Origin of the sequence: Cohnella hongkongensis, assembly GCF_042654645.1 — a bacterium.
GTDB classification, from domain to species: Bacteria; Bacillota; Bacilli; order Paenibacillales; family Paenibacillaceae; genus Cohnella; species Cohnella hongkongensis.
Genome location: NZ_JBHSEP010000014.1, coordinates 102,145 through 123,105 on the forward strand (window position 1 = coordinate 102,145; position 20,961 = coordinate 123,105).

Genomic DNA, 20,961 nt, shown 5'->3' on the forward strand with positions numbered 1-20,961 from the left:
GGCGAAAAGGCGATAAAGGGCGAACAAGCCCGCGAGGCATGCGGCTGGCGAATAAGCGCGCCGGGCAGCTTAACGGGCGCGTCCGAAGGAGAGGGTGTCCATGAAGGGGGAGCAAGGTAGAGGTGGCACAAGTTGAACCGTTTCTGAACGCGCAAGATCATCTGGACGCCGAGCTGGCTTGGCTGGACGCAGGACTTCTGACACTGCTCGAGCTGGGCGGAGGCAACCCGTTTGCGCAGCCGCTGATCGGTCCTCGCGGGCTCGTCGTGACGGCGGAGGAGCTGATGGAGCCGGAGCCGGGCGAGGAGGGGGCGGCGCCGCCGGAAGCTTGGCGCCGGTACGTTCGGGACCGCCGGCTGCACGAAAGGGACATCGCCCGGGCCGCCGAAGCTTCCAAGCGGGCCGGCGTCGAGCTTCCCCTGTCGCTGCTGTGCGACAGGCTTCGCCTTACGGTCTGGGAACGCCGTCTCGTCGTGCTCTGCCTTGCCGCGGAGACGAGCCGGAAATACGAGAAATGGTACGCTTATTTCAACGACGACATTACGTGCAAGACGCCGACGCCGGATTTGGCGTATCGGCTTCTTTGCGATGCGAGCGAAGAGACGGCGGAGGCCAGGGCGCTGTTGAGCGGGGACGGAGCGCTGCGCGGCCTGCTGATGGAGCCCGAGGAGCCGTACGGCGGGGGCGCGTCGCCGCGTCCGAAGCTGAAAACGGCGCTGCGGCTGGACGAACGGACGATCAGCTTCCTGCTGCGGACCGAGACGCTTGACGCCCGACTGCAGGGCATCGTCGAAGCCAGCGGGCCGCAGCGGCCCGAGGAGCTGCCCGCGCTTGTCCCGGACGACCCGGTCATGCGATCGCTGCAAGGTCTGGCCGGCGTCGGCGCGGCGACTCGGGAGCCCGTCCCGTTCGTTCATCTGTCCGGTCCCTCCGGCGGGGGGAAGCGTCTGCGTCTCGCCTACCTGGCCGGAGCGAGAGGCCAGAGGCTGCTCGTCGTCCGACTTCGCAGCCTTCCCGGGGAGGCCGACCGGGCGGAGACGGCGCTGCTGCGCATCGTTCGCGAAGCGGCGCTGACCGACTCCGTCCTCGCCATCCGGGAGGAGCATGCGATCGCCGGCTCCGAGGTTCCCCACCGCGAAGCGATCGAGGCCGCGCTGAGCCGCTATGTCCGTTATGCGGCAAGACCGCTGATCGCCTGGACGTCCAACGTTCGGCGCCAGCCGTCCGAGCTGCCGGTTCCGGAGACGGCCGCCTGGATATACGGGGAGGTCGGCATTCCCGAAGCCTCCGTCAGGGAGACGTTCTGGCAGGCCGAAGCGCTGGAGGCTTCCGCCGGCTACCCGTCCGGGACGTGGCGGGAGCTGGCGGACAAGTACAGGTTTACCCCGGGCCAGATCGGGAATGCCTGGCGGCAAGCGGCGGCGCTGGCGGCGAGCCGGGGAGCGGAGCTTCCCGATCGCGGCGAGATCGAGGCGGCCTGCCGGGGGCAGTTCCGGCATCGGCTGGCGCAGCTTGCCGATCGGATCGTTCCCGCAAGATCATGGGAGGATCTCGTGCTGGCGGAAGAGCCCTTCTCTCTCATTCGCGAAGCCTGCGACCGGTTTACGCATCGCGAGACGGTATACGAGAGATGGGGCTTCGGCCGCAAGCTCCCGTACGGCAAAGGGCTCAGCCTGCTGTTCTCCGGTCCGCCGGGAACGGGGAAAACGATGGCTGCCGAGATTATCGCGGGGGATCTGGGGCTGGAGCTGTATCGGATCGATCTGTCGAGAATCGTGAGCAAATATATCGGAGAAACGGAGCAGCGGCTCAGCGAGCTGTTCGCGGAGGCGGAGAACAGCGGCGCGATTCTGTTCTTCGACGAAGGAGACGCGTTGTTCGGCAAGCGCACGGAGGTCAAGGACGCGCACGACAAATACGCGAACCTCGAGGCGGCCTATTTGCTCCAGCGGATAGAGGCGTACGACGGCGTATCGATTCTCGCGACCAATCTGCTGCAGAACATGGACGAGGCGCTGATTCGGAGAATGAGCTTTGTCGTGAAGTTTCCTTTTCCAGACGCGGCCGAGCGGGAGCGCATTTTTCGCGTTCATCTGCCGCCGCAGGCTCCGGTGGCGGAGGATGTGGACCTGGGCTTTCTGGCGTCCCGTCTGGAGGTGTCCGGCGGCTACATCAAAAATATTGCGCTGGCCGCCGCCTTTCTTGCCGCCAGCGGAGGAAAGCCGATCGGGATGGCCCACTTTGTCCGGGCGGCGAGGCAGGAGCTGCGAAAGATGGGGAAAATCCTCGTTAAAGAAAGTTTCGCCCCTTATTTTGACGAAGAAAAGGCTGGAAAAACATAGTCACTTGTTGGATTTACCGCTATAATAAACGGGAATGTAGAATTTTTTAGAAATTTTTCAGATTTCTCACGGGAGGAGGAGCTCGCATCGGAGGGTACACTGTTGTCGCCGACGTCGGCTTAAGCTTGCTCAAGCTGCTGCGCGAACAATTGTCTCCGGACCCCGTCCCGCGGCCCGATCTGATTGGCATGGCTTCTCCCGTCGATAAAGGAGACCTGGTCTTGTCGCTCTACCTGTTCAGCATCCGGGAGAACGGAGAGGCCAGACGCAACGAGATGCTGCCGCAGGGCAGCGTCCTTCGCTATCCCCCGCTCGCGGTCGACCTGCACTATATGCTGACGGCCCATTCCGCCGCCGATCTGCATACGCGGATTTTGGACGAGCATCGGATACTGGGCAAAGCGATGCAAGCGCTCTACGACCATTCCGTGCTGCGCGCTCCTTATCTGGAAGGGACGCTGCTGGAGAACGGGGAGGAGCTGCGCATTACGCCGGAAAACTTGACCCCGGACCAAATGACTCAGCTCTGGCAGTTCGGGGACAGTCCGTACAAGCTCTCGCTCGCTTACCGGGTCGGCCCCGTTCTGCTCGAATCGAATCGCGTCAAGCCGGGCTCCCGCGTTCTGGAGCGCCGCATCACGCTGCGCGACAAGGGAGGCTGACGCCAGGTGGACAGAGCCGAGAGAACGTTCGTTACCCGCTGCTCGCTGGCGGTGAGGCCGTTCGATATTTGGACCGGGACGCCGCCGGTCCCTTCCTCGCTGAACGTATCGCTGGAGGGCATCGAGCGCAAGCCGATTCGAAGCTCGGACGGAAGCTACGTTTTTCTGGATGTGCCTGGCGATCGCTGTACGGTGAAGATCGAATCGGCGACCTACCGGGACGTTCGGGAGCCGGTCGACTTGTCGGCGGGCGGCGTTCCGCCGATCGTCACGGTGAGCCTGCTCCCCGGTCGAACCTATGCGCCGCCCGCCGCCGGCACGGGAGCGGTCGTGGAGCTTCTGAAGCCGGACGGGAGTCCGCTGGCGGGAGCCGAGATTAGGGCTTACATAGACGAAGAAGCGGCGGTCAGGGGACGCCTGGCGGAAGAACGGGGCGAAGGCGCCGGCCTTCTGCTGAAGGTGGCGCCGTCCTCCGGGCGGCTCGCTCCGGGCGACGCGTTCGTGTTGAAGGACAGGGACGGCTCGGAGCCGGAGTGGAATCGAATGGCCGATTGGACCGAACAACCCTCCGTCATCGTGCTGGACCGGCCTTTACGGAGCGGGTGGAGCCGCGGGACGCGGCTGCTGCCGGCCGTCCGCGCGACGACCGATGCGTCCGGCTGCGCGATTTTGCCCTTTCGCGGTCTGCTGCCGGCGGTATGCCGGATGGAGGCCGAGATCCGGTCGGAGGGCAGCGTCTGGAGGACGACATGGGAGGCGGAAGGCGGCGCGGTCGCCCGATTGCCTGCGTTCACCGTCGGCATTTCCTGAAGGGTGTGACGTTAATTGGACGAAGTGCCGTTCGGCAAGACGTATCCGGTTGACGATAAGATAAACCCATTTTGAGAGAGGAGGAACTGGTTTTCCCCTTACAAGCAGCTAGACGGGAACTGGACATACAGGTATCGGGGATAACCGGGGATCATGGCAGAGTATTTGTCGCCTGGGGTATACGTGGAGGAATTCGAGAGCGGCTCCAAGCCGCTCGAAGGCGTAAGCACGAGCACCGCCGGTTTTATCGGACTCGCGCAGCGGGGAGCGGTCGAAGGATTGCCTCTGCTCATAACGAGTCCGGCCGATTTTCACCGCAATTTCGGCTCTTATTTGTCCGAGAGCGCTTTCGGCAGCTACCGCTATCTGGCTTATACGGTGGATCAGTTTTTTACGAACGGAGGCTCGCGCTGCTACGTCATGCGGGTCGCTCCTTCGGACGCCAAAGTCGCGGAGAACGGCGGCTCCGTCTCCGAGAAGCTGAACATTACGGCGAAAAACCCGGGCGCCTGGGGCAATCTGGTGAAAGTCGTCATTACCGACGCCAGCAAAGCGAAAACGCAAATCTACGAAGTGACGGACCGACGCTACCGCGTCAAGAACGCCGGCGGATTCTACGCAGGCGACGTGGTCGCTTTTAACGCCGGCGGAGAGACGCAGTTCAACCGGGTTGTGAGCGTGCAGGGCAACGTCATCGAGCTGGCTGAAGAGCTGTCCGGGGATGTCGTCGACAGCGCTCTGCTGCCTGCGAAGATCTTGTCGACTTGCGAGTTTACGCTGCATGTCGTCTACAACGACGAAGTGGAGAGCTTCGAGAAAGTGTCGCTGAATCCGGAAGCGCCGACCTTCGTCGAGAAGGTGGCGGGCCGTTCGAATCTGGTGAACGTCAAGGCGCTCGTTCTGTCGACGGACGCCGTGCCTCCGTTCGAGACGGTGTCGGGCGCAGGCGCTTCCGGCAAAGTCGAATTCGTGCTGTCGGGCGGCACCGATGGCTCCGTGGACGGCATCTCCGCCGCCGACTTTATCGGCGAGGACCGCGGGCCGGGACGGCGTACGGGCATCCAGGCATTCATCGACAACGATGTCGTCAGCATTATGGCGATCCCCGGCGTGACCGATCCTAACGTGCAGCTGTCGCTCGTCGCGCACTGCGAGAATCTGGGCAGCCGCTTCGCCATTCTCGACATCCCCCGCGACAAAACGAAGGTCGCCGACGTCATGACGCACCGCAACCTGTTCGACTCCAGCTATTGCGCGCTATACAATCCGTGGCTTTCGGTGTTCGATCCTCTCGACAAGCGGAACGTTTTCGTGCCTCCGTCGGGCACGATCGCCGGCGTCTACTCCCGTTCGGACACGACGCGCGGCGTGCAGAAGGCTCCCGCGAACGAAGTGCTGCGCGGCGTCGTCGGCCTTGACGTGCAGTACAACAAAGGCGAGCAGGATATTCTTAACCCGGCCGGCGTGAACCTGATCCGTTCCTTCACCGGCCAAGGCATTCGCGTATGGGGAGCCCGCACGGCATCCTCCAACACGCTTTGGAAATACGTCAACGTTCGCCGTCTGTTCATCTTCCTCGAGGAATCGATCAAGAGCGGCACGAACTGGGTCGTCTTCGAGCCGAACAACGAGCAGCTGTGGGCTCGCGTTCAGCGCACGATCGACGCGTTCCTGACGCGCATCTGGCGGGACGGCGCATTGATGGGCAGCAGCGCCTCCGAAGCGTTCTACATCGACATCGGCCGCAGTACGATGACGCAGGACGATATCGACAACGGACGGCTGATCTGCGTCATCGGCGTCGCTCCGGTGAAACCGGCCGAGTTCGTCGTCTTCCGCATTACGCAGAAAACCGGTTCCGAGTAAGAAACTTTTAATATGAACGGAAGGGGATAGAGGTTATCCATGCCAGGAGAACGCAACGATCCGTACCGCAATTTTAGATTCCGTGTGGAGGTCGAAGGGCTGGAGCAGGCCGGATTCAGCGAGGTCGCCGGATTCGACGCCTCCTTCGACGTTGTGCAATACCGCGAAGGCAACGAGGTGATTACGCCCCGCAAGCTTCCGGGCCTCGCCCGCTACGGCAACATTACGTTAAGATGGGGCGCGACCGAGTCGATGGAGCTGTACGAGTGGGTGCAGGAATGCATTAATGGCACCGTGGAGCGCAAGACGGTCACGATTATCGCCATCGACGAAGAAGGCGGCGACGTCGCAACATGGCAGGTTATCGAAGCGTGGCCTGTCCGCTACACGGCCCCGTCCTTCAACGGTTCGGGCGCCGAGGTGGCGATCGAGCTGCTGGAGCTCGCCCACGAAGGCATGACTCGCACGGCGTAAGTCCAAAGCATTGGTAAGAGAGTCCGACAGCGCGCGGCGGTTCCCGTAACGGGCCGCCGCGCGTGCGGGCGGTCCGGTCGGGAACCCCGTTGCGGCAATAACGAACGGAATAGCGTTTACCGACAAGGGAGGCCCTCTCTCTTGTTTTGCTTTTTTTTAAGGATAGGCAGAGGTTAGACGAAGCAAGGGAGTGAGAATAACGATGGCTTTTCAAACGGAATACGAGTTCGAGCTGCCCCGCGGCTACGTGGACGACAGCGGCACGCTGCATAAGCGGGGCGTGATGCGGCTGGCGACAGCGGCGGACGAAATTTTGCCGATGAGGGACCCGCGCGTACAGCAAAATCAAAGCTATCTGACGATCATTTTGCTGGCCCGCGTCATTACCCGGCTGGGAGACGTCAAGCACGTCGATACGAAAACGATAGAGAAGCTGTTCACGGCCGACCTGGCTTACTTGCAAAATCTGTACAGGCAGATCAACGATCTGGAATCGCCGAAGCTGCACACTGCCTGTCCGAAATGCGATCACGAGTACGAGGTGGAAGTCGATTTTTTATCCGCAACGGAGGGCCTCTCGTAGCTTATTCTCCCGACAGAATCTACGAGGAAGTCGGCTTCATCGCCTATTATTTTCATTGGCCCCACGATGAGATTATGAATATGGAGCATCGGGAGCGGCGCAGATGGTGCGACGAAATCTCGAAGATCAATCGCAAGCTGAACGACGAGCCCGAAAAGCAAAACGTGTTCGACGTATTCGGAAAGAGGTGACGGCGGAACGTGTCTGCGGCTGCAATGCATCATAAGGTAAACGGAGCGTTTCGTTTCGCCGTCGAATTGGACGGCATGCTCGTCGCCGGCTTCTCCGAAGCGCACGGCTTGGAAGCTCAGATCGAATATGAGGAAATCCGCGAAGGCGGCGTGAACGGCTACGTTCACCGCCTGCCCAAAGGCGTGCGAAATTCGACGATTGTGCTGAAAAGGGGACTGACCTCCTCGCAGGAATTGTGGAACTGGTACGCACAGGCGTCGCAAGGGACGGTCACCCGCAAAAGCGGCTCGATTATTTTATACAAGCAGGACGGGGCCGAGCTTTGCCGGTGGAATTTTTTCGACGCTTATCCGGTCAAGTGGAGCGGTCCGAGTCTGATCGCCTCCTCCAGCGAGGTGGCGATCGAGACGATCGAGTTGGTACATAACGGAATCAAAACGATATTCAGAGCATAGCGGCTGCGGGAGACGCGGCGAAGGGAGGGGCAGCGATGAGGAACGGCGGCAGTCGGCGCTCTGCGGGAGCGGCGTCCGCTCATGCGCGGTTCGCCGGCGAGATTGCCGGCAAGTACGGCCCGATCCGTTCCGGCGTCCGGAGCGGACGTCCTCTCGTCTTCCGCGCCGCTCCGTCCGACCGTCGCGCGCCCGTCAGGCCGGAGCGCGACCGGACGCTTCTACGCGCGCCGGAGCGTCCGCAAGCCGGACCGGCCGCCCCCGCGAGGGAGAAGCCCGAGATCCGATACCGCGACGTCGTTCGGGAGCGGCCGGCGGCGGCCGGCAAAGACCGCATCGTCGAACGCGAAAAGGTGGTCGAGCGGGAAAGGGTCGTGGAGCGCCGCACCGTCGTTGTCCGCGAGGCGGTGCGCATCATCGTGGAGCAACGGCTTATCAGGGAGACGGCGCTATCGGCCGACGTCCGGGGACGGGCGGAGGAGCCGGCGGCTCCTTCCCGAACCCGGCCCGGTTCGAGCGCCTCCGCCCAGCCGTCCCGGCGGACAAAAGAAAGCCCGGCCGATCGCGCGGCGGAGGCGGCGCCCGAAGCGGAAGCTTCTTCCCGCGAGCGCGAGGAGGAAGAGCGGGGAAGCTTCGAAGGGGGCGGCCTTGCAGCTTCCCGGGGCACAGCTTCACCTGCGGGGAAGTCGACCTTCGCCGAGAGGCTGGCCCATCGTGCGGCGTGGCCGCTGAGCGCGAAGGCGAACGCAGCCTTCCGCAGAACGCGCGGCCGCGCGCCGGCGGCCGGACTGCGGCTTCGCGTTCAAGCGCCGGGCGAAGCGGGCTCGCGGAAGGGCTCCGCCTCCCGCAGCCGGAGGAAGGAAGCCGATCCAGACGGCGGGTCGCGGGCGCAGAAATCTTCGCCCGCATACGCCCAGCTGCTGTTCGTCCATCCGAAGCTGCGTGCCGATCGCGGCCTTCCGGCCGGCGGGGCATTGGCTCCGGACAGGGGCGAGCGAGCGCATCGGCCCGAGCGGCCGACGACCGAGGAGGAGCCGCGGCTGACGGCACGGACGGACGGAACTGCGGAGGCCCGCCATACGGGAGCGGACAGGGGGCGTCCGGCTGAGGGACAGCGGGGGAGCGGTCTGCCCGACGGCGTCCGAGCGCAACGGGAGCGGCCGGAGGGCGCGCCGCGTTCGCCGGAAGCCCGCTCCGCCGACGGTCCGCACGAAGGATTGGAACGAGCAGAAGGGCGGTCGGTCGAAGCTTCCCGCGATTCGGAGCGTCGGCCGACGGTCGGCGGGCCGAGCGGACATTCGCCGCAGGAAGCTCGCTCGGCCGCCGGACCGTCCGACCGTCCCGCGGGCGAGCCTCGGGGCGGCACGGACGGCGCGGCGCTCGCGGACGGGGCGCCTGTCCAGTTCGGGAACCGCCCGGTCTACCGGCTGTCCGATGCGCTGAGGCCCGGTTTATCGCAGCCCGATCGCGGGCAGCGGGGAAGTCCGTTCGGCCGGCCGCAGGCTTCCGGTATGTCTCGGGCGGCCGGAACGGCCGAACCTCGGCCGCCGCTTGGCGGACGTTCCGGGTTGCTGCGCAAACCGGACGCAGACTCCCCTGTGCGTCTGATCTATCGAAGTCTCGCCGAGCGGGGGCGGCCGGTTGCGGCGAAGAGAAGCCCTCGGCGCGAGGCGAAGGCCGCGGCGGGGAACCGGTCCGCAGCTTCCGAAGCGTCGGGGCGCGTCTCGGCAAGAGCGCGAGAAGCGCTGCCGCAAGCGGAGACTCGGCTGGGCCTGACGGCCGGTTCGTTAAAGCTGTCGCATCGGTTAACGGGGCGATTGTCCGGCATCGGCGCGGCCGGCCGGAACGCTTTCACCGAAGCCGGAAAAACGGCTGAGCGAGCCTCGGCCAGAGCGAACGTCGCCGGCGAGCTCGCAGCCGCTCGAGAGGACGCTCGAAGGATGTCGGCCGGACAAGAGCGGCTTTCGGAGGACGGCGCGCGAACGGGAGAACGAGGCGCCGAACCCGGAGGCGGTCCGCGCTCGCCGGCGGTTCGAGCGAGACGGGAGACGGGGGCGCCTAGTCAGTCGGGGGAGAGTGACGCCCCGAGACTCTCGGGTTATCTGAAAGCCGCGCCAACGGGAGGAAGCAGCACGATTCGTCCCGGCCGGCTCGTATTCCCGGTTCGCAGAGAGCGGACGCAGGACGGGAGAGCGGGGCATCGAACCGCTGCGAGCCCTTCCGGGTCGAGCTCTCGTGCCGGGGGGATCGGCCGGCAGGGCGCTCCCGTCCCGGCCGAGCGCCGCGATCTGTCGGCAGCGCTGCGCGGGCTCGGCGCGTCCGTTTTTCCGCCGGCAGGCGCAGGTCGGATCCCGCAGGCAAGAACGGCTTTCCTGTCAACGGGGCCTTCACGGCAAGCGACTGCCGGCCTCGCAGAGGAAGCGAGGCGGCGCGGCGGAACCGGCGCGGAGACGCTGGCAACCGCGGTGCGGCCGGCTTCCGGGAGCGAGCGGAGTTCGCCCCCGCCAGGAAGCGCCGCGGGCGCTCTCGCTGGCGGCCGTCCGGCCGTCGGCGGAACTCGGCCGCCTCTCGCGCCGCTTGAACGTGCCTCGCAGCGGCGCTCCCCCGGCCCGGCCGAAGGATTCGGCGGCCCGGCTCGGCCGCAGTCTCGGCCGCCGTCTCCGTCGCCGAGTGCGCCGACGCTCCGCTGGATGCAGCTGCCGCGCCGGATCCGCGATCTGCCGGGCGAGGAGACGGCGGCGCAGTCCGGACGTCCGGACGCCCCCGGCTCGCCGCTGGCGCATGCCGCGCTGTCGGCGGGAAGGAAGAGGACGGCCGAGTCCGTCCCGCTTCCCGCCGCAGAGCCTTCGGCGTCTCCGGGCGAACCGGACGCTTCGCTGGAGTACCGCCGCCCGGCGCCCGCAGCGGCCGCCGGGACGAGCCCGGGGCGGAGCGGGACGCCCGAGCCGGCGGCGGAGATTAGCGCGGAGGCGCTGCAGAAGGCGATCAGGAAGCTGGCGCAGCTTCATCCGGATCAGCTTGCCGACCAGGTGTACCAGTCGCTGGTGCGGCGAATAAAGCTGGAGCAGCGGCTTCACGGATTTTAGCCCGGCGTACCGCTCCCCGCCGGGGAGCGGCGAGCGGCGAGCGGCGTCAGCAAACGAAGGAGGAGACGGGAATGGCGCTCAGCAAAGCGAAGATCATCATTATTAAAAGCAACGGCCAAGAAACGCTCGATGTGCTGTTTAATCCGAACGAATACGTGCTGCAGTCGGGCAACCAGTTCGCCTGGCAGACGATTCCGGGGCTGCAGTCTCCGATCGCCCAATTCGTCAGCGGCGAGGCGACGACGCTGACGATGGATCTGTTCTTCGACACCTACGAGCGGCGTGTGGACGTTCGCACGCATACGGCCAAAATTTCCGGCCTCCTGAACGTCGATCGGGATTTGCATGCGCCGCCGCATTGCAGGTTCATCTGGGGCTCGCTCGATTTCAAAGGCGTGGCGGAGAAGGTGCAGCAGCGGTTTACGATGTTTCTGGACTCGGGCGTGCCGGTGCGAGCCACGCTGAACGTGACGTTCCGCGCCGTGCAGTCGATGACCGAGCAGTATCAGAACGTTCCCCGGCAAAGCGCCGATCGGACCAAGCAGAGGATGCTGAAGCAGGACGAACAGCTCTGGATGCTGGCGGCCGAGGAGTACGAGGATCCGAGCAGCTGGCGGGCCATCGCGGAGGCGAACGGCATCGACAACCCGCGCAAGCTGCCGTACGGACGGAAGCTGATTATACCCAGGTTGGAGTGAGCGAGCCGTGGCGAAAATCAAAATGGACAACAAGACCTACCCGTTTGCCGAGCTGGAACAGACTTACCGCCAGTTTTTCGCTCCGGCGTTCGACATTATCGTGGACGGGCAGAGCTTTACGCTGAAGCAGATCGCCGTGTCCATGCTGAAGGTGGAGACGTCGATCGCCGCCAAATCGGACAATTTTCAGTTTAGAATCGAGAACGCCTATGATGCCGTGGCACGCCAGTTCAAGTGGGTCGGCTCGCTCATCGACGTCGGCAAGACGATTACGATCGAGATGGGGTATACCGACAAGCTGGAGACGGTGTTCGACGGCATCATTACGGGGATATCGGTCGACTATCCCGCACAGGGCCAGCCCTCTATCGTCGTTCAGGGAATGGACCGTTCCTTCTTCATGATGCGCAGCGCCAAGTCCAATCTGTGGCTGAACAAGAAAATTAGCGACGTCGTCAAGGAAATCGGCGGCAAGTATGGCTTCCAGCTTCAGGTGGACGATACGACGCTGCCCAAGTCGACGATCGAGCAGTTCAAGACGAGCGATTTTCATTTTTTGAAAAAGCTGGCCTCCGAGTGTCATCACTACTTCTACGTCATCGAGCAGAAGCTTTACTTCAAAAAGCCTTCGCCTAGCGCGAATCCCGTCGTCACGCTGATGTACGGGAAAAATCTGAGAAGCTACTCCTCCACCGTAGACATCTCCAGCCAGGTCGGCCAATTTATCGTGCGAGGCGCCGATCCGAAGACGAGGCAGCCGTTCCAGGCGATCTCCCAGACGGTCGACAAATACGGAAGCAACGGGAGAACCGGCATGGACATTATGACGTCGCTGTCCAGAGAGGCCGTCGAGATCGTGTACAGCGACGCGACCGCGCAGGCGGAGGCGCAGGCGATGGCCAACGCGCTTATGAACGAAAGGGCGATGAGTCTGGTAAGCGGCGAAGGGGAGTGCATCGGCCTCCCGGTCATGCGGGCGGGACGGAACATCAAGCTGGAAGGGCTCGGCGCCAAGTTCAATCAATCGCTGCTGCTCGTGTCCGTCACCCACACGATCAACAGCCGGGGTTACATGACCCAATTCAAAACGGAAGGGAATGCATTCTGATGGCTTTCATGAATGATTTATTCCCTGGCGGCCCGTCGGAAGCGGGCGGAGGCGCGAACTACGTTCAAGGAGTGATGGTCGCAACCGTGACCAACAACAAGGATCCGGACGGCCTGAACCGCGTCAAGCTGAAGTTCCCGCTGCGGGAGAACTCGCACGAGACCGACTGGGCGCCGCTCGCGTCGCTGATGTCGGGCAACGGCCAGGGGACGCTGTTCGTTCCGGAGGTCGGAGACGAGGTGCTGGTCGCTTTTCATCTCGGACATCTGAATCAGCCCTACGTCATCGGCTCGCTGTGGAATACGGCCCGCAAGCCGCCGGCCAAGGACGACAAGAACAACCTGCGCAAAATCCATTCCAGAGCGGGGCACGAGCTGATCTTCGACGATACGGACTCGAAGGGGAAGGTGACGCTCCGGACGAAGCAGGGACTTAAGCTGGACATCGACGAGGGCGCCGACAAGGTGACGATAGCCACGAAGAACGACGCGCAGAGCATCGTCCTGGAAGGCAGCTCGGCGAATACGATAACGGTGAAAACCGGAACGAACAAGATCACGATCGACAACAAGGGAAACATCAAGATCGAGTCGGCCAAGGAGATTACGGTCAAGAGCGCCCAGATCAATCTGGAGGCGACCGCCGCGATGAAAGTGAAGGCGGGAGGCAAGCTCGACCTGATGTCGGACGGCATCGTCACGATTAAGGGCGCAATGGTCAAAATCAACTAGGACAACAAGCGAAAGGGGGACAAGAGGTGAGCGCATCGTTTCTCGGAAGAGGCTGGAGGTTCCCGATTGCCGTGGACGCCACGACCGGACGATTCATGCTGTCGGAAGGCGAAGACGATATCGCGGAAGCGATTCGCCTGATTTTAATGACTTCCAGGGGAGAGCGCGTCATGCGTCCCGATTTCGGCTGCGGGTTGCGGGATTTTGCTTTCGGCACGACCGACGAGACGACGCTGCGGCTGCTGGAGACGGACATCACTCAAGCGATTACGGTATGGGAGCCTCGGGTGACGGACGTGGAAGTGACGGCCAAGCTCGATCCGTCCCGTCCCGGAAAGCTGTCGATCGGCATCTCGTACGTCGTCCGCTCCACGAATAATCTGTTTAACCAGGTGTATCCTTTCTACCTCGAAGAAGGCACGAAATAAACGGGAGCGACAAATCGATGAAATCAGAGCTGCGGCAACACGGGCAAGCCCGCGCCCCTGCGATCGACGGAAGAGATCTGAACGCTCTCGTCGAGCGGATGAAGGCAATGGTTCCCCACTATACGCCGGAATGGCGGTTCTCGCCGGAAGATCCCGATGCGGGGACGGCGTTGTTCTATCTGGCTGCGGAGATGCTCGGAGAGAACATTAAGCGGCTGAACCGGGTGCCGCTTAACAACTTCATTGCTTTTCTGGATATGCTGCAGGTTCAGCTTCAGCCGGCGCGGCCCGCGCGTACGAACGTCGTGTTCGCTCTGAACGAGGGCGTGCGGGAATCGGTGTACATTCCCGGAGGGACGCTTCTGACGGCGGCGGCGGAAGACGGAGGCGAAGAGCTCCCGTTCGAGACGGAGGGCGCGCTGCTGGTCAGTCCCGCCAAGCTGATGGAGCTGTACAACGTTCATCCGGGGATGGACCGCATCGTGCTGGCGAGCGACGATTACAGCGACAGGCTGGAGGCGGGCTCCGCGTCCGAGCTTTCGTTGTTCTCGGCCTTGGGCGAGAATCTTCAGGAGCATGTCCTTTACGTGCGGAACGACGACTTGTTCCGGCTCGATCACCCGGCCTTGCTGACGCTGAAATGGCACAACGCGGAGCGCCGATATGTCGAAGAGGAGCTCGCCTCCCTGTTCGCCAGAACGGATTGGCTGGAATGGAGCTATTCGAACGGCGAGGAATGGATTCCGTTCGAAGCCGCGACGGCCGAAGGCCGGGAAGTGACGCTGCGGAAGCGGACGAGAGGCCCGGTCGGCGAGACGGAGGTCGGGGGCGTGCCGGGCCGCTGGATTCGCTGCCGCGTCAATCCGCTTGCGAACGGTGGAGAAGGCCCGCCGATTTTGCAGGCGCTGCCCGAGATGGATCGGCTGACGTTGCGGGCGTCTCACGATCTTCAGGCGGATCCGGAGGCCATACCGGCCGGCGAGCTGTATTTTAACGACGTAGAGCTGGACAAGACGGCATTTTATCCTTTCGGAGAGCACTCCATTCCGTATTCGGTGTTTTATGCCTCCTGCTCGGAGGCGTTCAGCAAGCGCGGCAGCAAGCTGCGAATGACTTTCCGGGCGCGCAACGTTCCGAACGAGCTCCGCGTCGGGCCCGATCCGGAAATTCGCTGGAAGATGATTATGAGAACGGCCGATTTCGAGACGAAGCCTCCGCCCCGCCTGTATATTCGCAAAGCGCTGTGGGAGTACTGGAATGGCGACAATTGGATGAGGCTGCCCGACAGCGGCCCGTTCGAGGAGATGTTCGCAAGTCTGCCGGAAGAGCCGAAGGAGATCGAGCTGGAGTTTACGTGTCCGGAGGATATGGCGCCGACGCTCGTAAACGGCCGGGAGGACCTGTGGATTCGGGTCAGAGTGGCGGCCACCGACGCGCCTACCGCGCCGGTCGTCGAATATATGAGTCCGAGGATGGAGGCGTTGGCGTTCTCCTTCGCCTATCCGTCTACGGCGGAGCTGAGCCCGGAATCGGCCTATGCGCTGAACAATGCCGTGCTGACGGATGTGACGGCTGCGGCTCGCCAGGGCGGCGATACGTTCAAGGCGTTCCTGCCCATTCCGTGCCCGGCGCCCGCTCTGTACTTCGGCTTTGACGTTCCGCCGGTGCGGGGCCCGATCTGCATGCAGTTCGTGCTGGGCAGCAAGCCGGACATCGGCGAGGGGATCCCCTGGATCGAATGGGAAGCGTATGTGCGCAAAGGCGGCGAATGGACCTGGGAAGCGCTCAAAACGGTGGATGAAACGCAGGGCTTCACGCAATCGGGCTTGCTGCAATTCGTCGGCCCCTCCTCGCTCGCTCCGGCTTCGATGTTCGGCAAGACGAGAGCTTGGCTGCGAGCGGTGAGTCGGGACGGAAAATATAGCGACGGCGCCGATCTGCCGAGCGTCAGAAGCCTTCATCGGAACTCCGTGAAGGCGGTGCAGCTTCGAACGGTCCGGGGGGAATATCCGGAGCCGGGCAAGGGCGGCTTCGTGCTCTCTCAGACGCCGGTCGTCGAACAGGAAGTATGGGTGGACGAGACGGGAGCGTTCGGCGAGCACGAGCTGAACCGGCTGCTCGAAGCGGACCCGGTCCGGTACGAGGCGTTTCGCGACAGCGAAGGCAATCTCCAGAGATTGTGGGTGCGCTGGGACGAGGTTCGCTCGTTAAGCGGCTCTTCGCCGGAAGAGAGACATTATACGATTCAGCCGGCGACCGGGCTGATCCGCTTCGGAGACGGAACGAACGGCAGGCAGCCGCCGCAGCGAGGCAGCGACAAAATCCGCGTCACCTACCGGGTGACGGGCGGTGCCCGCGGCAACGTCGGCGCCGGGCAGGTGACGGGGCTGATGCAGTCGATCGCTTTCGTGCAGGGCGTCTCCAATCCGCTGCCGGCGGCGGGCGGAGGGGAAGCCGAACCGCTTGAGGGAGCGCTGAGGAGAGGGCCTCAGCTGCTGAAGCACCGGGGACGCGCCATCTCGTCTTCCGATGCGGAATGGCTCGTCCGCGAGCTCGAACCGGGCATTACGAAGGTCAGATGCTTGCCGAATCGCAATATGCGGCTGGAGCACAGTCCGGGCTCCTTCGTCGTCGTCGTCCTTCCCGCCGGGGGAAAGGCGGGGATGGAGCACTTCGCCGAGACGAAGCGCAAGCTCGAGTCGGAGCTTCGCCGAAGGGCGGCTAATCTGGTCTCCCCGGCGGGAAGGCTCAGCGTTATCGCTCCCGCGCTGATCGAGATTTCGGTGTTCGCCACGATTGTCGCCGACTCCCCGGACATTCTGGTGCCGGTGGAAGCGGCATGTCTCGAAGCTCTGAATCGCTTTCTCGATCCGCTGACCGGACAGATGGACGGACAGGGCTGGGAGATTGGCGAGCCGATTCACGCTTCGGTTTTCTACGGGCTGCTGCAATCGGTCAAGGGCGTGCAGCGAGTGGAGCAGCTTTATCTGGGCGTCGTGCGCACGGAGAACGGCAAGTCCGCGGAGATGCTGCCGGACGATATTCGCCGGGTGCCGCACGGCATCATCTCGTGCGGCGGCGGCCACCGGCTCGTGATGACTGTGAAATAAACGTAGACCGAAAGGAGGATCGCCGATGCTTCCCGGAATTCCGCTCGACGACAGAACGTTCGAGAACATCGTAGAGGAAGCCCGCCGCAGCATTCCCCGGCGGCTGCCGGAGTGGACCGACGAGAACGCGCACGATCCCGGCATGACGTTCCTCGAGCTGTTCGCCTGGCTCAGCGAGATGCAGCAGTATTACTTGAGCCGCGTTCCCGAGCGCAACGTCCGCAAGTTTCTGGATTTGCTCGGCATCGTTCCCCGCGAAGCGGTGCAGGCGGAAGCGGACGTGACGTTCAGCAACGTCCGCGTGCCGATCACGCTTCCCGCCGGCACGAAGCTGCAGGCCGAGGAGCAGGTGTTCGAGACGACCGAGGCCGTCAAGCTGCTGCCGCTTGCGATCGAGCGCATCGTCACTCGAACGGAGAAGGAAGCGAGCGACAGATCCGCCTCCAACGAGAAAGGCAATGTCGCCTTCTATGCGTTCGGCCGGGAGGCCGAGGCGGGCAGCCGGCTGTATATCGCCTTCGACCGCGAGCTTGAGGAGGGAGAGACGCTCTCTCTGTACGTCAAGCTGGCGGACGGAGGGGAGACGAAGGCGGCCGGCGTCATTCCGTCCGCAAGGGTGGCATGGAAGAGCTACGGTTGGGAGGAGGAGCACGGGACTTCCTGGCTGCCGCTCGAGCTGGTGGAGGACGATACCCTTCATTTGACGGGCAGCGGGCGGATCACGTTCCGGATCGCGTCTCCGATGCGACCGGTGATCGTCCATCCGGCGGCGGACCGGCCGCGCTACTGGATTTGCTGCATTCTGGAGGAGCCGGGGTACGAGCTGCCGCCGCGAATCGATCAGGTGCTTCTGAATACGGCCCGCCTGCGGCAGCGGGACACGAAGAGCGAGCAGACGCCGTTCGACGGCAGCGGTCTTCCGAACCAGACGATCGCAGCGGACAGTCTGCTGGCGCGCTTCGGAACGTTGAGAGTACAGGTGCGCCAGGCCGACGGCCGCTGGAGGGAATGGCGCGAGGTGTCCGACTTCAGCGAGTCCGACGCCGAGAGCGAGGTGTATGTCGTCGAGCCGGGCTCCGGGCGTAAAGCTTCGATCGTCCGGTTCGGCGACGGGAAGCGGGGAGCGATCCCGCCCAAGGGCAGCGGCAATATCCGGCGGATTCACTGTACGGACGACTTCGCGGAGCTGCGTTGGATCGGACGAAGCAACGGCCTGCCTCATCAGAAGCTGCGCTTATATGACCTGCCGGTTAAGCGACGGGAAGTCCTGCGCATTCAGGTCGGAGTGTCGGCGGGCAGGGACGGCCGGATGATCTGGGAAGACTGGGAGCCGGTCGACAGCTTCGACCGCTCCGGTCCGCTCGACCGCCATTACGTATTCGATTGTTCCACGGGAGAGCTTGCGTTCGGCAACGACGAGAACGGAGCGATTCCGACGCGTTCTTCGGAGCCGAATCTGTGCGTGACGGTATGCGAGTTCGGAGGAGGAGAACGCGGCAACATCAAGCCGGGACTGCTGAACCGCTGGGTGGTGCAGGAGCAGGACGAGCTGCTGCTGACCGCCGACAATCTGGGCTACGGCTTCGGGGGAGCGGAGGCCGAGACGCTCGAGGAGTGCGTGGAGCGCGCCCGGGAGCAGTGGCAGACCCCGTACTGCGCCGTGACGAGCGAGGACTACGTCCGAATCGCGATGAGCACGCCGGGTCTGAAGGTGTCGAGAGTGCACGTCATACCGGACTATGCGCCGGGACGAGGCTCGGCGGCGAACGGCGCGGTTACCGTTGTCGTCGTGCCGAAGGGCATCGGCGATACGCCGAAGCCCAGCGCCGGGTTTCTGCAGACGGTCGCGAAGCATCTGGACGACAGAAGGCTGATTGCGACCGAGGTTCATGTCGTCGCTCCGGACTACGTGAAGGTGACCGTTCACGCCGTCGTCGTCGTGGAGCCGCACTTTATGGAGGAAGGCCACCGCATCGTCGCCGCGCTTAACCGGATGCTGGCTCCGCTTGACAAGCCGGGCGGCATCCAGGGCTGGCCGTTCGGCCGATCGGTGCACAAGGGCGACATCTACGGCGCGATCAGCCGGATCAAGGGCGTCGCCTACGTTCAGGACCTGTGGCTGGATGCGGAGGGCAGAGCCGTAAGGAAAAGCGCGGGAGGAGATCTGGAGCTGCCGGAAACCGCAATCGCTTATTCGGGACAGCACCGGATCGAGCTGATCAGCAGCTCCCAGCTATGATCGACAGGAAGACGAAGGAGGGATGGACGTGCAGGGCGGGACGACATACTTCTCGCTGAATCGGCCGGAGCATTGGGCGCGCCGCGGAATCGGACGCAATCTCGAGTTCGAAGAGGAAGTCGGCATCAAGCGCGGAGAGAAATACGGGGCTCTGGAAACGGTGCATCTGGCTCAGCTCAAGGGCGTCGGCGAGGTGACCGCCTTCGCCGTTCACCCTCAAGGCCGGCTCGTATTTCTGAACGCCGAAGGAGATCTATGGACGTACGACCGGGGGAGCCGGCATCATGAGCGTCTGTTCGTTCCGGGACATCATCTGTTTACGGCGTCGGCCAACCTGGCGATCACGGGCGATACGCTGTTCGTCGCCGACGCGGCGGGGGAGCCGTCGATCTCCGCGTTCGATATGGCCAACGGACAGCTGCGATTCCGCCGATCGGGGCACGAGCTGGACGGCATCCCTTTTCATCCGCTGGCGCTTGCTTCCGACGAGCACGGCCTGTACGTGTTGACGACGCGGCAGCCCCCGGACGATCCGAATGCAGCGGATGCGCTCGGCTTCAGACCTTTGGCGCTGATCCGAATGACGCTGTCCGGAGTCGTCTCGGACGTCTACGAGAACGAGCGGTTCACGGCGAAGCTGCCGGCGGAGACGAACAGCTGGCGAGGAACCCAATTTATTTCCGTAACGCCGCAAGGAGACGCCTTCATTCTGGAGACGCTGACCTGCGCTCTCTATATTCTCTCCAGTTCGGGAGGGGAGCGCAAGCTGACCCGCTTTCTGATGCCGCCACAATATTTTGCCGGTCTGGGCGTCGACTCCCGCAGAATGATCTACATCGGGGACTCGCGAGAGATCGGGGAGGACGGGGAGGACGACCGTTTCCTCGTACGGTTCAGCAGCAACGGAGAGCATCAGGACCGGATATCCGGCTTTCGCGGCAAAGCGAGCGCCATCGTCGTCGACGGGCGGGACCGGATGTATGTCTGGAACGGGGAGGAGGGCACGGTGACGGTGCTCGAGCTCCAGCCTCAGACGATGGGCTGGGAAGGAAGCGCGATCCCTGAAGGGGTATGGCTTTCCAAGGCGTTCGACAGCGCCGAGGCCGAGACGGTATGGCACAAATTCGTGATGGATGCGGACATTCCCGACGGTACGCAAATCCGGGTGTCTTATTGCAGCTCCGATTCCGAGTTTCTGCCGATTCAAGGCTCCGTGTGGAAGGTGGACGACTGGATCGAGGAGGAGGAGCACTCGATTCGGGAGAAGCTGGCGGGACTGGCGCCGCATTGGTCCGCGCCGATCGTCAATCCGGCGGACGCCCTGTTCTTCGGAGCCCGGGGAAGATACTTGTGGCTGAAGATCGAATGGATCGGAAGCGACTGGCATACGCCGCTGCTGCGCCGTCTTCGCGTCTACTTCCCGAGGGAGACGCTGCTGTCCTATTTGCCCTCGGTCTACCAGGAAGAAGAAAGCAGCAGCGATTTTCTGGAGAGATACTTGTCGCTGTTCGGCACGCTGTTCGACAGCGTGGAAGAGAAGATCGACGGCATGGCCGCTTATTTCGACAGCGAGAGAGCGCGGGGCGGGCAGCTTCGCTGGCTCGGATCCTGGCTCGGCCTGGACAGCGACGAGCACTGGAAGGACGACAAGGTGCGCAGACTCATTCGCGCCGCCCCGGAGCTCTACCGGTACAGGGGAACGCGACGCGGCATCGCCAAGCTCGTCGAGACGTTCACGGGCCGGCCGCCGATCATCGTCGAGCCGTTCCAATACAAGGCGATGAGAGACCATGCCGAGCTGAGGGAGCTGACGGACGGCCTCTACGGAGACAATCCGTATACGTTCACGGTGCTGCTGGATCAGGAGCAGGCTCCTACGGAGAAGGAGCGGGTGCTGCTTCGCAGTCTCATCGAGGAGCACAAGCCGGCGTATACCGAAGCGCGGCTCGTATGGCTGGAGCCTTGGATGTATCTCAATCTGCATACGTATCTCGGCGTGAATACGGTGCTGGCCGAGCCGTCTCTGTTCACGCTGCGGACGGACAGAAGCATGCCCAACGACACGCTCATCGTGGATCAGGATATGGATGGCAGGATGGACGCCCATACGAGGCTCGGGATGGATTCGGAGTTGGAATGACGCACCGATGTGACGACAAACCGCGGACGCAGGGCGCCAC

The 20,961-nt window shown here is 63.4% G+C and carries 16 protein-coding genes; all 16 read left to right on the top strand.

What is annotated here, in order from left to right; genetic code table 11:
• The first annotated feature begins 122 nt into the window (after nucleotides 1-122).
• The gene (locus tag ACFO3S_RS18195; RefSeq protein ID WP_378099055.1) at nucleotides 123-2,342 is read left to right on the top strand and encodes an ATP-binding protein; all 2,220 of its coding nucleotides are present in this window, start codon (nucleotides 123-125) and stop codon (nucleotides 2,340-2,342) included.
• A gap of 125 nt (nucleotides 2,343-2,467) precedes the next feature.
• A complete protein-coding gene (locus ACFO3S_RS18200; protein WP_378099057.1) occupies nucleotides 2,468-3,004 on the top strand; it encodes a Pvc16 family protein in 537 nt (178 codons plus the stop codon).
• A gap of 6 nt (nucleotides 3,005-3,010) precedes the next feature.
• On the top strand, nucleotides 3,011-3,814 hold the full coding sequence (locus ACFO3S_RS18205) for a hypothetical protein (RefSeq protein WP_378099059.1): 804 nt from the start codon (nucleotides 3,011-3,013) through the stop codon (nucleotides 3,812-3,814).
• 153 nt (nucleotides 3,815-3,967) lie between these two features.
• Nucleotides 3,968-5,680 carry a phage tail sheath family protein gene (locus ACFO3S_RS18210; RefSeq protein ID WP_378099061.1) on the top strand — a complete coding sequence of 571 codons (1,713 nt, stop codon included), beginning with the start codon at nucleotides 3,968-3,970 and terminating at the stop codon, nucleotides 5,678-5,680.
• A 39-nt stretch (nucleotides 5,681-5,719) separates the two neighbouring features.
• The gene (locus tag ACFO3S_RS18215; RefSeq protein WP_116061456.1) at nucleotides 5,720-6,154 is read left to right on the top strand and encodes a phage tail protein; all 435 of its coding nucleotides are present in this window, start codon (nucleotides 5,720-5,722) and stop codon (nucleotides 6,152-6,154) included.
• A 202-nt stretch (nucleotides 6,155-6,356) separates the two neighbouring features.
• Nucleotides 6,357-6,737 (top strand): phage tail assembly protein, encoded by a 381-nt coding sequence (locus tag ACFO3S_RS18220; protein ID WP_378099064.1) that lies wholly within the window; start codon nucleotides 6,357-6,359, stop codon nucleotides 6,735-6,737.
• The gene (locus ACFO3S_RS18225) at nucleotides 6,677-6,928 is read left to right on the top strand and encodes a DUF6760 family protein (RefSeq protein WP_378099066.1); all 252 of its coding nucleotides are present in this window, start codon (nucleotides 6,677-6,679) and stop codon (nucleotides 6,926-6,928) included. The genes ACFO3S_RS18220 and ACFO3S_RS18225 overlap by 61 nt, the downstream gene beginning before the upstream one ends.
• A 9-nt stretch (nucleotides 6,929-6,937) precedes the next feature.
• Nucleotides 6,938-7,384 carry a phage tail protein gene (locus ACFO3S_RS18230; protein ID WP_378099067.1) on the top strand — a complete coding sequence of 149 codons (447 nt, stop codon included), beginning with the start codon at nucleotides 6,938-6,940 and terminating at the stop codon, nucleotides 7,382-7,384.
• A 35-nt stretch (nucleotides 7,385-7,419) separates the two neighbouring features.
• Nucleotides 7,420-10,467: a hypothetical protein gene (locus ACFO3S_RS18235; RefSeq protein ID WP_378099069.1), complete on the top strand. Its 3,048-nt coding sequence runs from the start codon at nucleotides 7,420-7,422 to the stop codon at nucleotides 10,465-10,467.
• A gap of 71 nt (nucleotides 10,468-10,538) precedes the next feature.
• Nucleotides 10,539-11,165 (top strand): CIS tube protein, encoded by a 627-nt coding sequence (locus ACFO3S_RS18240; RefSeq protein ID WP_378099071.1) that lies wholly within the window; start codon nucleotides 10,539-10,541, stop codon nucleotides 11,163-11,165.
• Nucleotides 11,166-11,172: 7 nt separating this feature from the next.
• Nucleotides 11,173-12,273: a phage late control D family protein gene (locus ACFO3S_RS18245; protein ID WP_378099072.1), complete on the top strand. Its 1,101-nt coding sequence runs from the start codon at nucleotides 11,173-11,175 to the stop codon at nucleotides 12,271-12,273.
• On the top strand, nucleotides 12,273-13,004 hold the full coding sequence (locus tag ACFO3S_RS18250) for a phage baseplate assembly protein V (RefSeq protein WP_378099074.1): 732 nt from the start codon (nucleotides 12,273-12,275) through the stop codon (nucleotides 13,002-13,004). The genes ACFO3S_RS18245 and ACFO3S_RS18250 overlap by 1 nt, the downstream gene beginning before the upstream one ends.
• A 26-nt stretch (nucleotides 13,005-13,030) precedes the next feature.
• A complete protein-coding gene (locus tag ACFO3S_RS18255) occupies nucleotides 13,031-13,432 on the top strand; it encodes a GPW/gp25 family protein (RefSeq protein WP_378099076.1) in 402 nt (133 codons plus the stop codon).
• Between the two features lie 17 nt (nucleotides 13,433-13,449).
• Nucleotides 13,450-16,542 (top strand): putative baseplate assembly protein, encoded by a 3,093-nt coding sequence (locus ACFO3S_RS18260; RefSeq protein ID WP_378099078.1) that lies wholly within the window; start codon nucleotides 13,450-13,452, stop codon nucleotides 16,540-16,542.
• Nucleotides 16,543-16,567: 25 nt separating this feature from the next.
• Nucleotides 16,568-18,781: a putative baseplate assembly protein gene (locus tag ACFO3S_RS18265; RefSeq protein WP_378099080.1), complete on the top strand. Its 2,214-nt coding sequence runs from the start codon at nucleotides 16,568-16,570 to the stop codon at nucleotides 18,779-18,781.
• A gap of 28 nt (nucleotides 18,782-18,809) precedes the next feature.
• The gene (locus tag ACFO3S_RS18270) at nucleotides 18,810-20,921 is read left to right on the top strand and encodes a phage tail protein (protein WP_378099082.1); all 2,112 of its coding nucleotides are present in this window, start codon (nucleotides 18,810-18,812) and stop codon (nucleotides 20,919-20,921) included.
• The last annotated feature ends 40 nt before the right edge of the window (nucleotides 20,922-20,961 follow it).

Coding starts and splice junctions, on each gene's coding strand:
- ACFO3S_RS18210 (WP_378099061.1), top strand. CDS start 3,968: ATGGCAGAGTATTTGTCGCCTGGGGTATACGTGGAGGAATTCGAGAGC.
- ACFO3S_RS18215 (WP_116061456.1), top strand. CDS start 5,720: ATGCCAGGAGAACGCAACGATCCGTACCGCAATTTTAGATTCCGTGTG.
- ACFO3S_RS18220 (WP_378099064.1), top strand. CDS start 6,357: ATGGCTTTTCAAACGGAATACGAGTTCGAGCTGCCCCGCGGCTACGTG.
- ACFO3S_RS18225 (WP_378099066.1), top strand. CDS start 6,677: ATGCGATCACGAGTACGAGGTGGAAGTCGATTTTTTATCCGCAACGGA.
- ACFO3S_RS18235 (WP_378099069.1), top strand. CDS start 7,420: ATGAGGAACGGCGGCAGTCGGCGCTCTGCGGGAGCGGCGTCCGCTCAT.
- ACFO3S_RS18240 (WP_378099071.1), top strand. CDS start 10,539: ATGGCGCTCAGCAAAGCGAAGATCATCATTATTAAAAGCAACGGCCAA.
- ACFO3S_RS18250 (WP_378099074.1), top strand. CDS start 12,273: ATGGCTTTCATGAATGATTTATTCCCTGGCGGCCCGTCGGAAGCGGGC.
- ACFO3S_RS18260 (WP_378099078.1), top strand. CDS start 13,450: ATGAAATCAGAGCTGCGGCAACACGGGCAAGCCCGCGCCCCTGCGATC.
- ACFO3S_RS18265 (WP_378099080.1), top strand. CDS start 16,568: ATGCTTCCCGGAATTCCGCTCGACGACAGAACGTTCGAGAACATCGTA.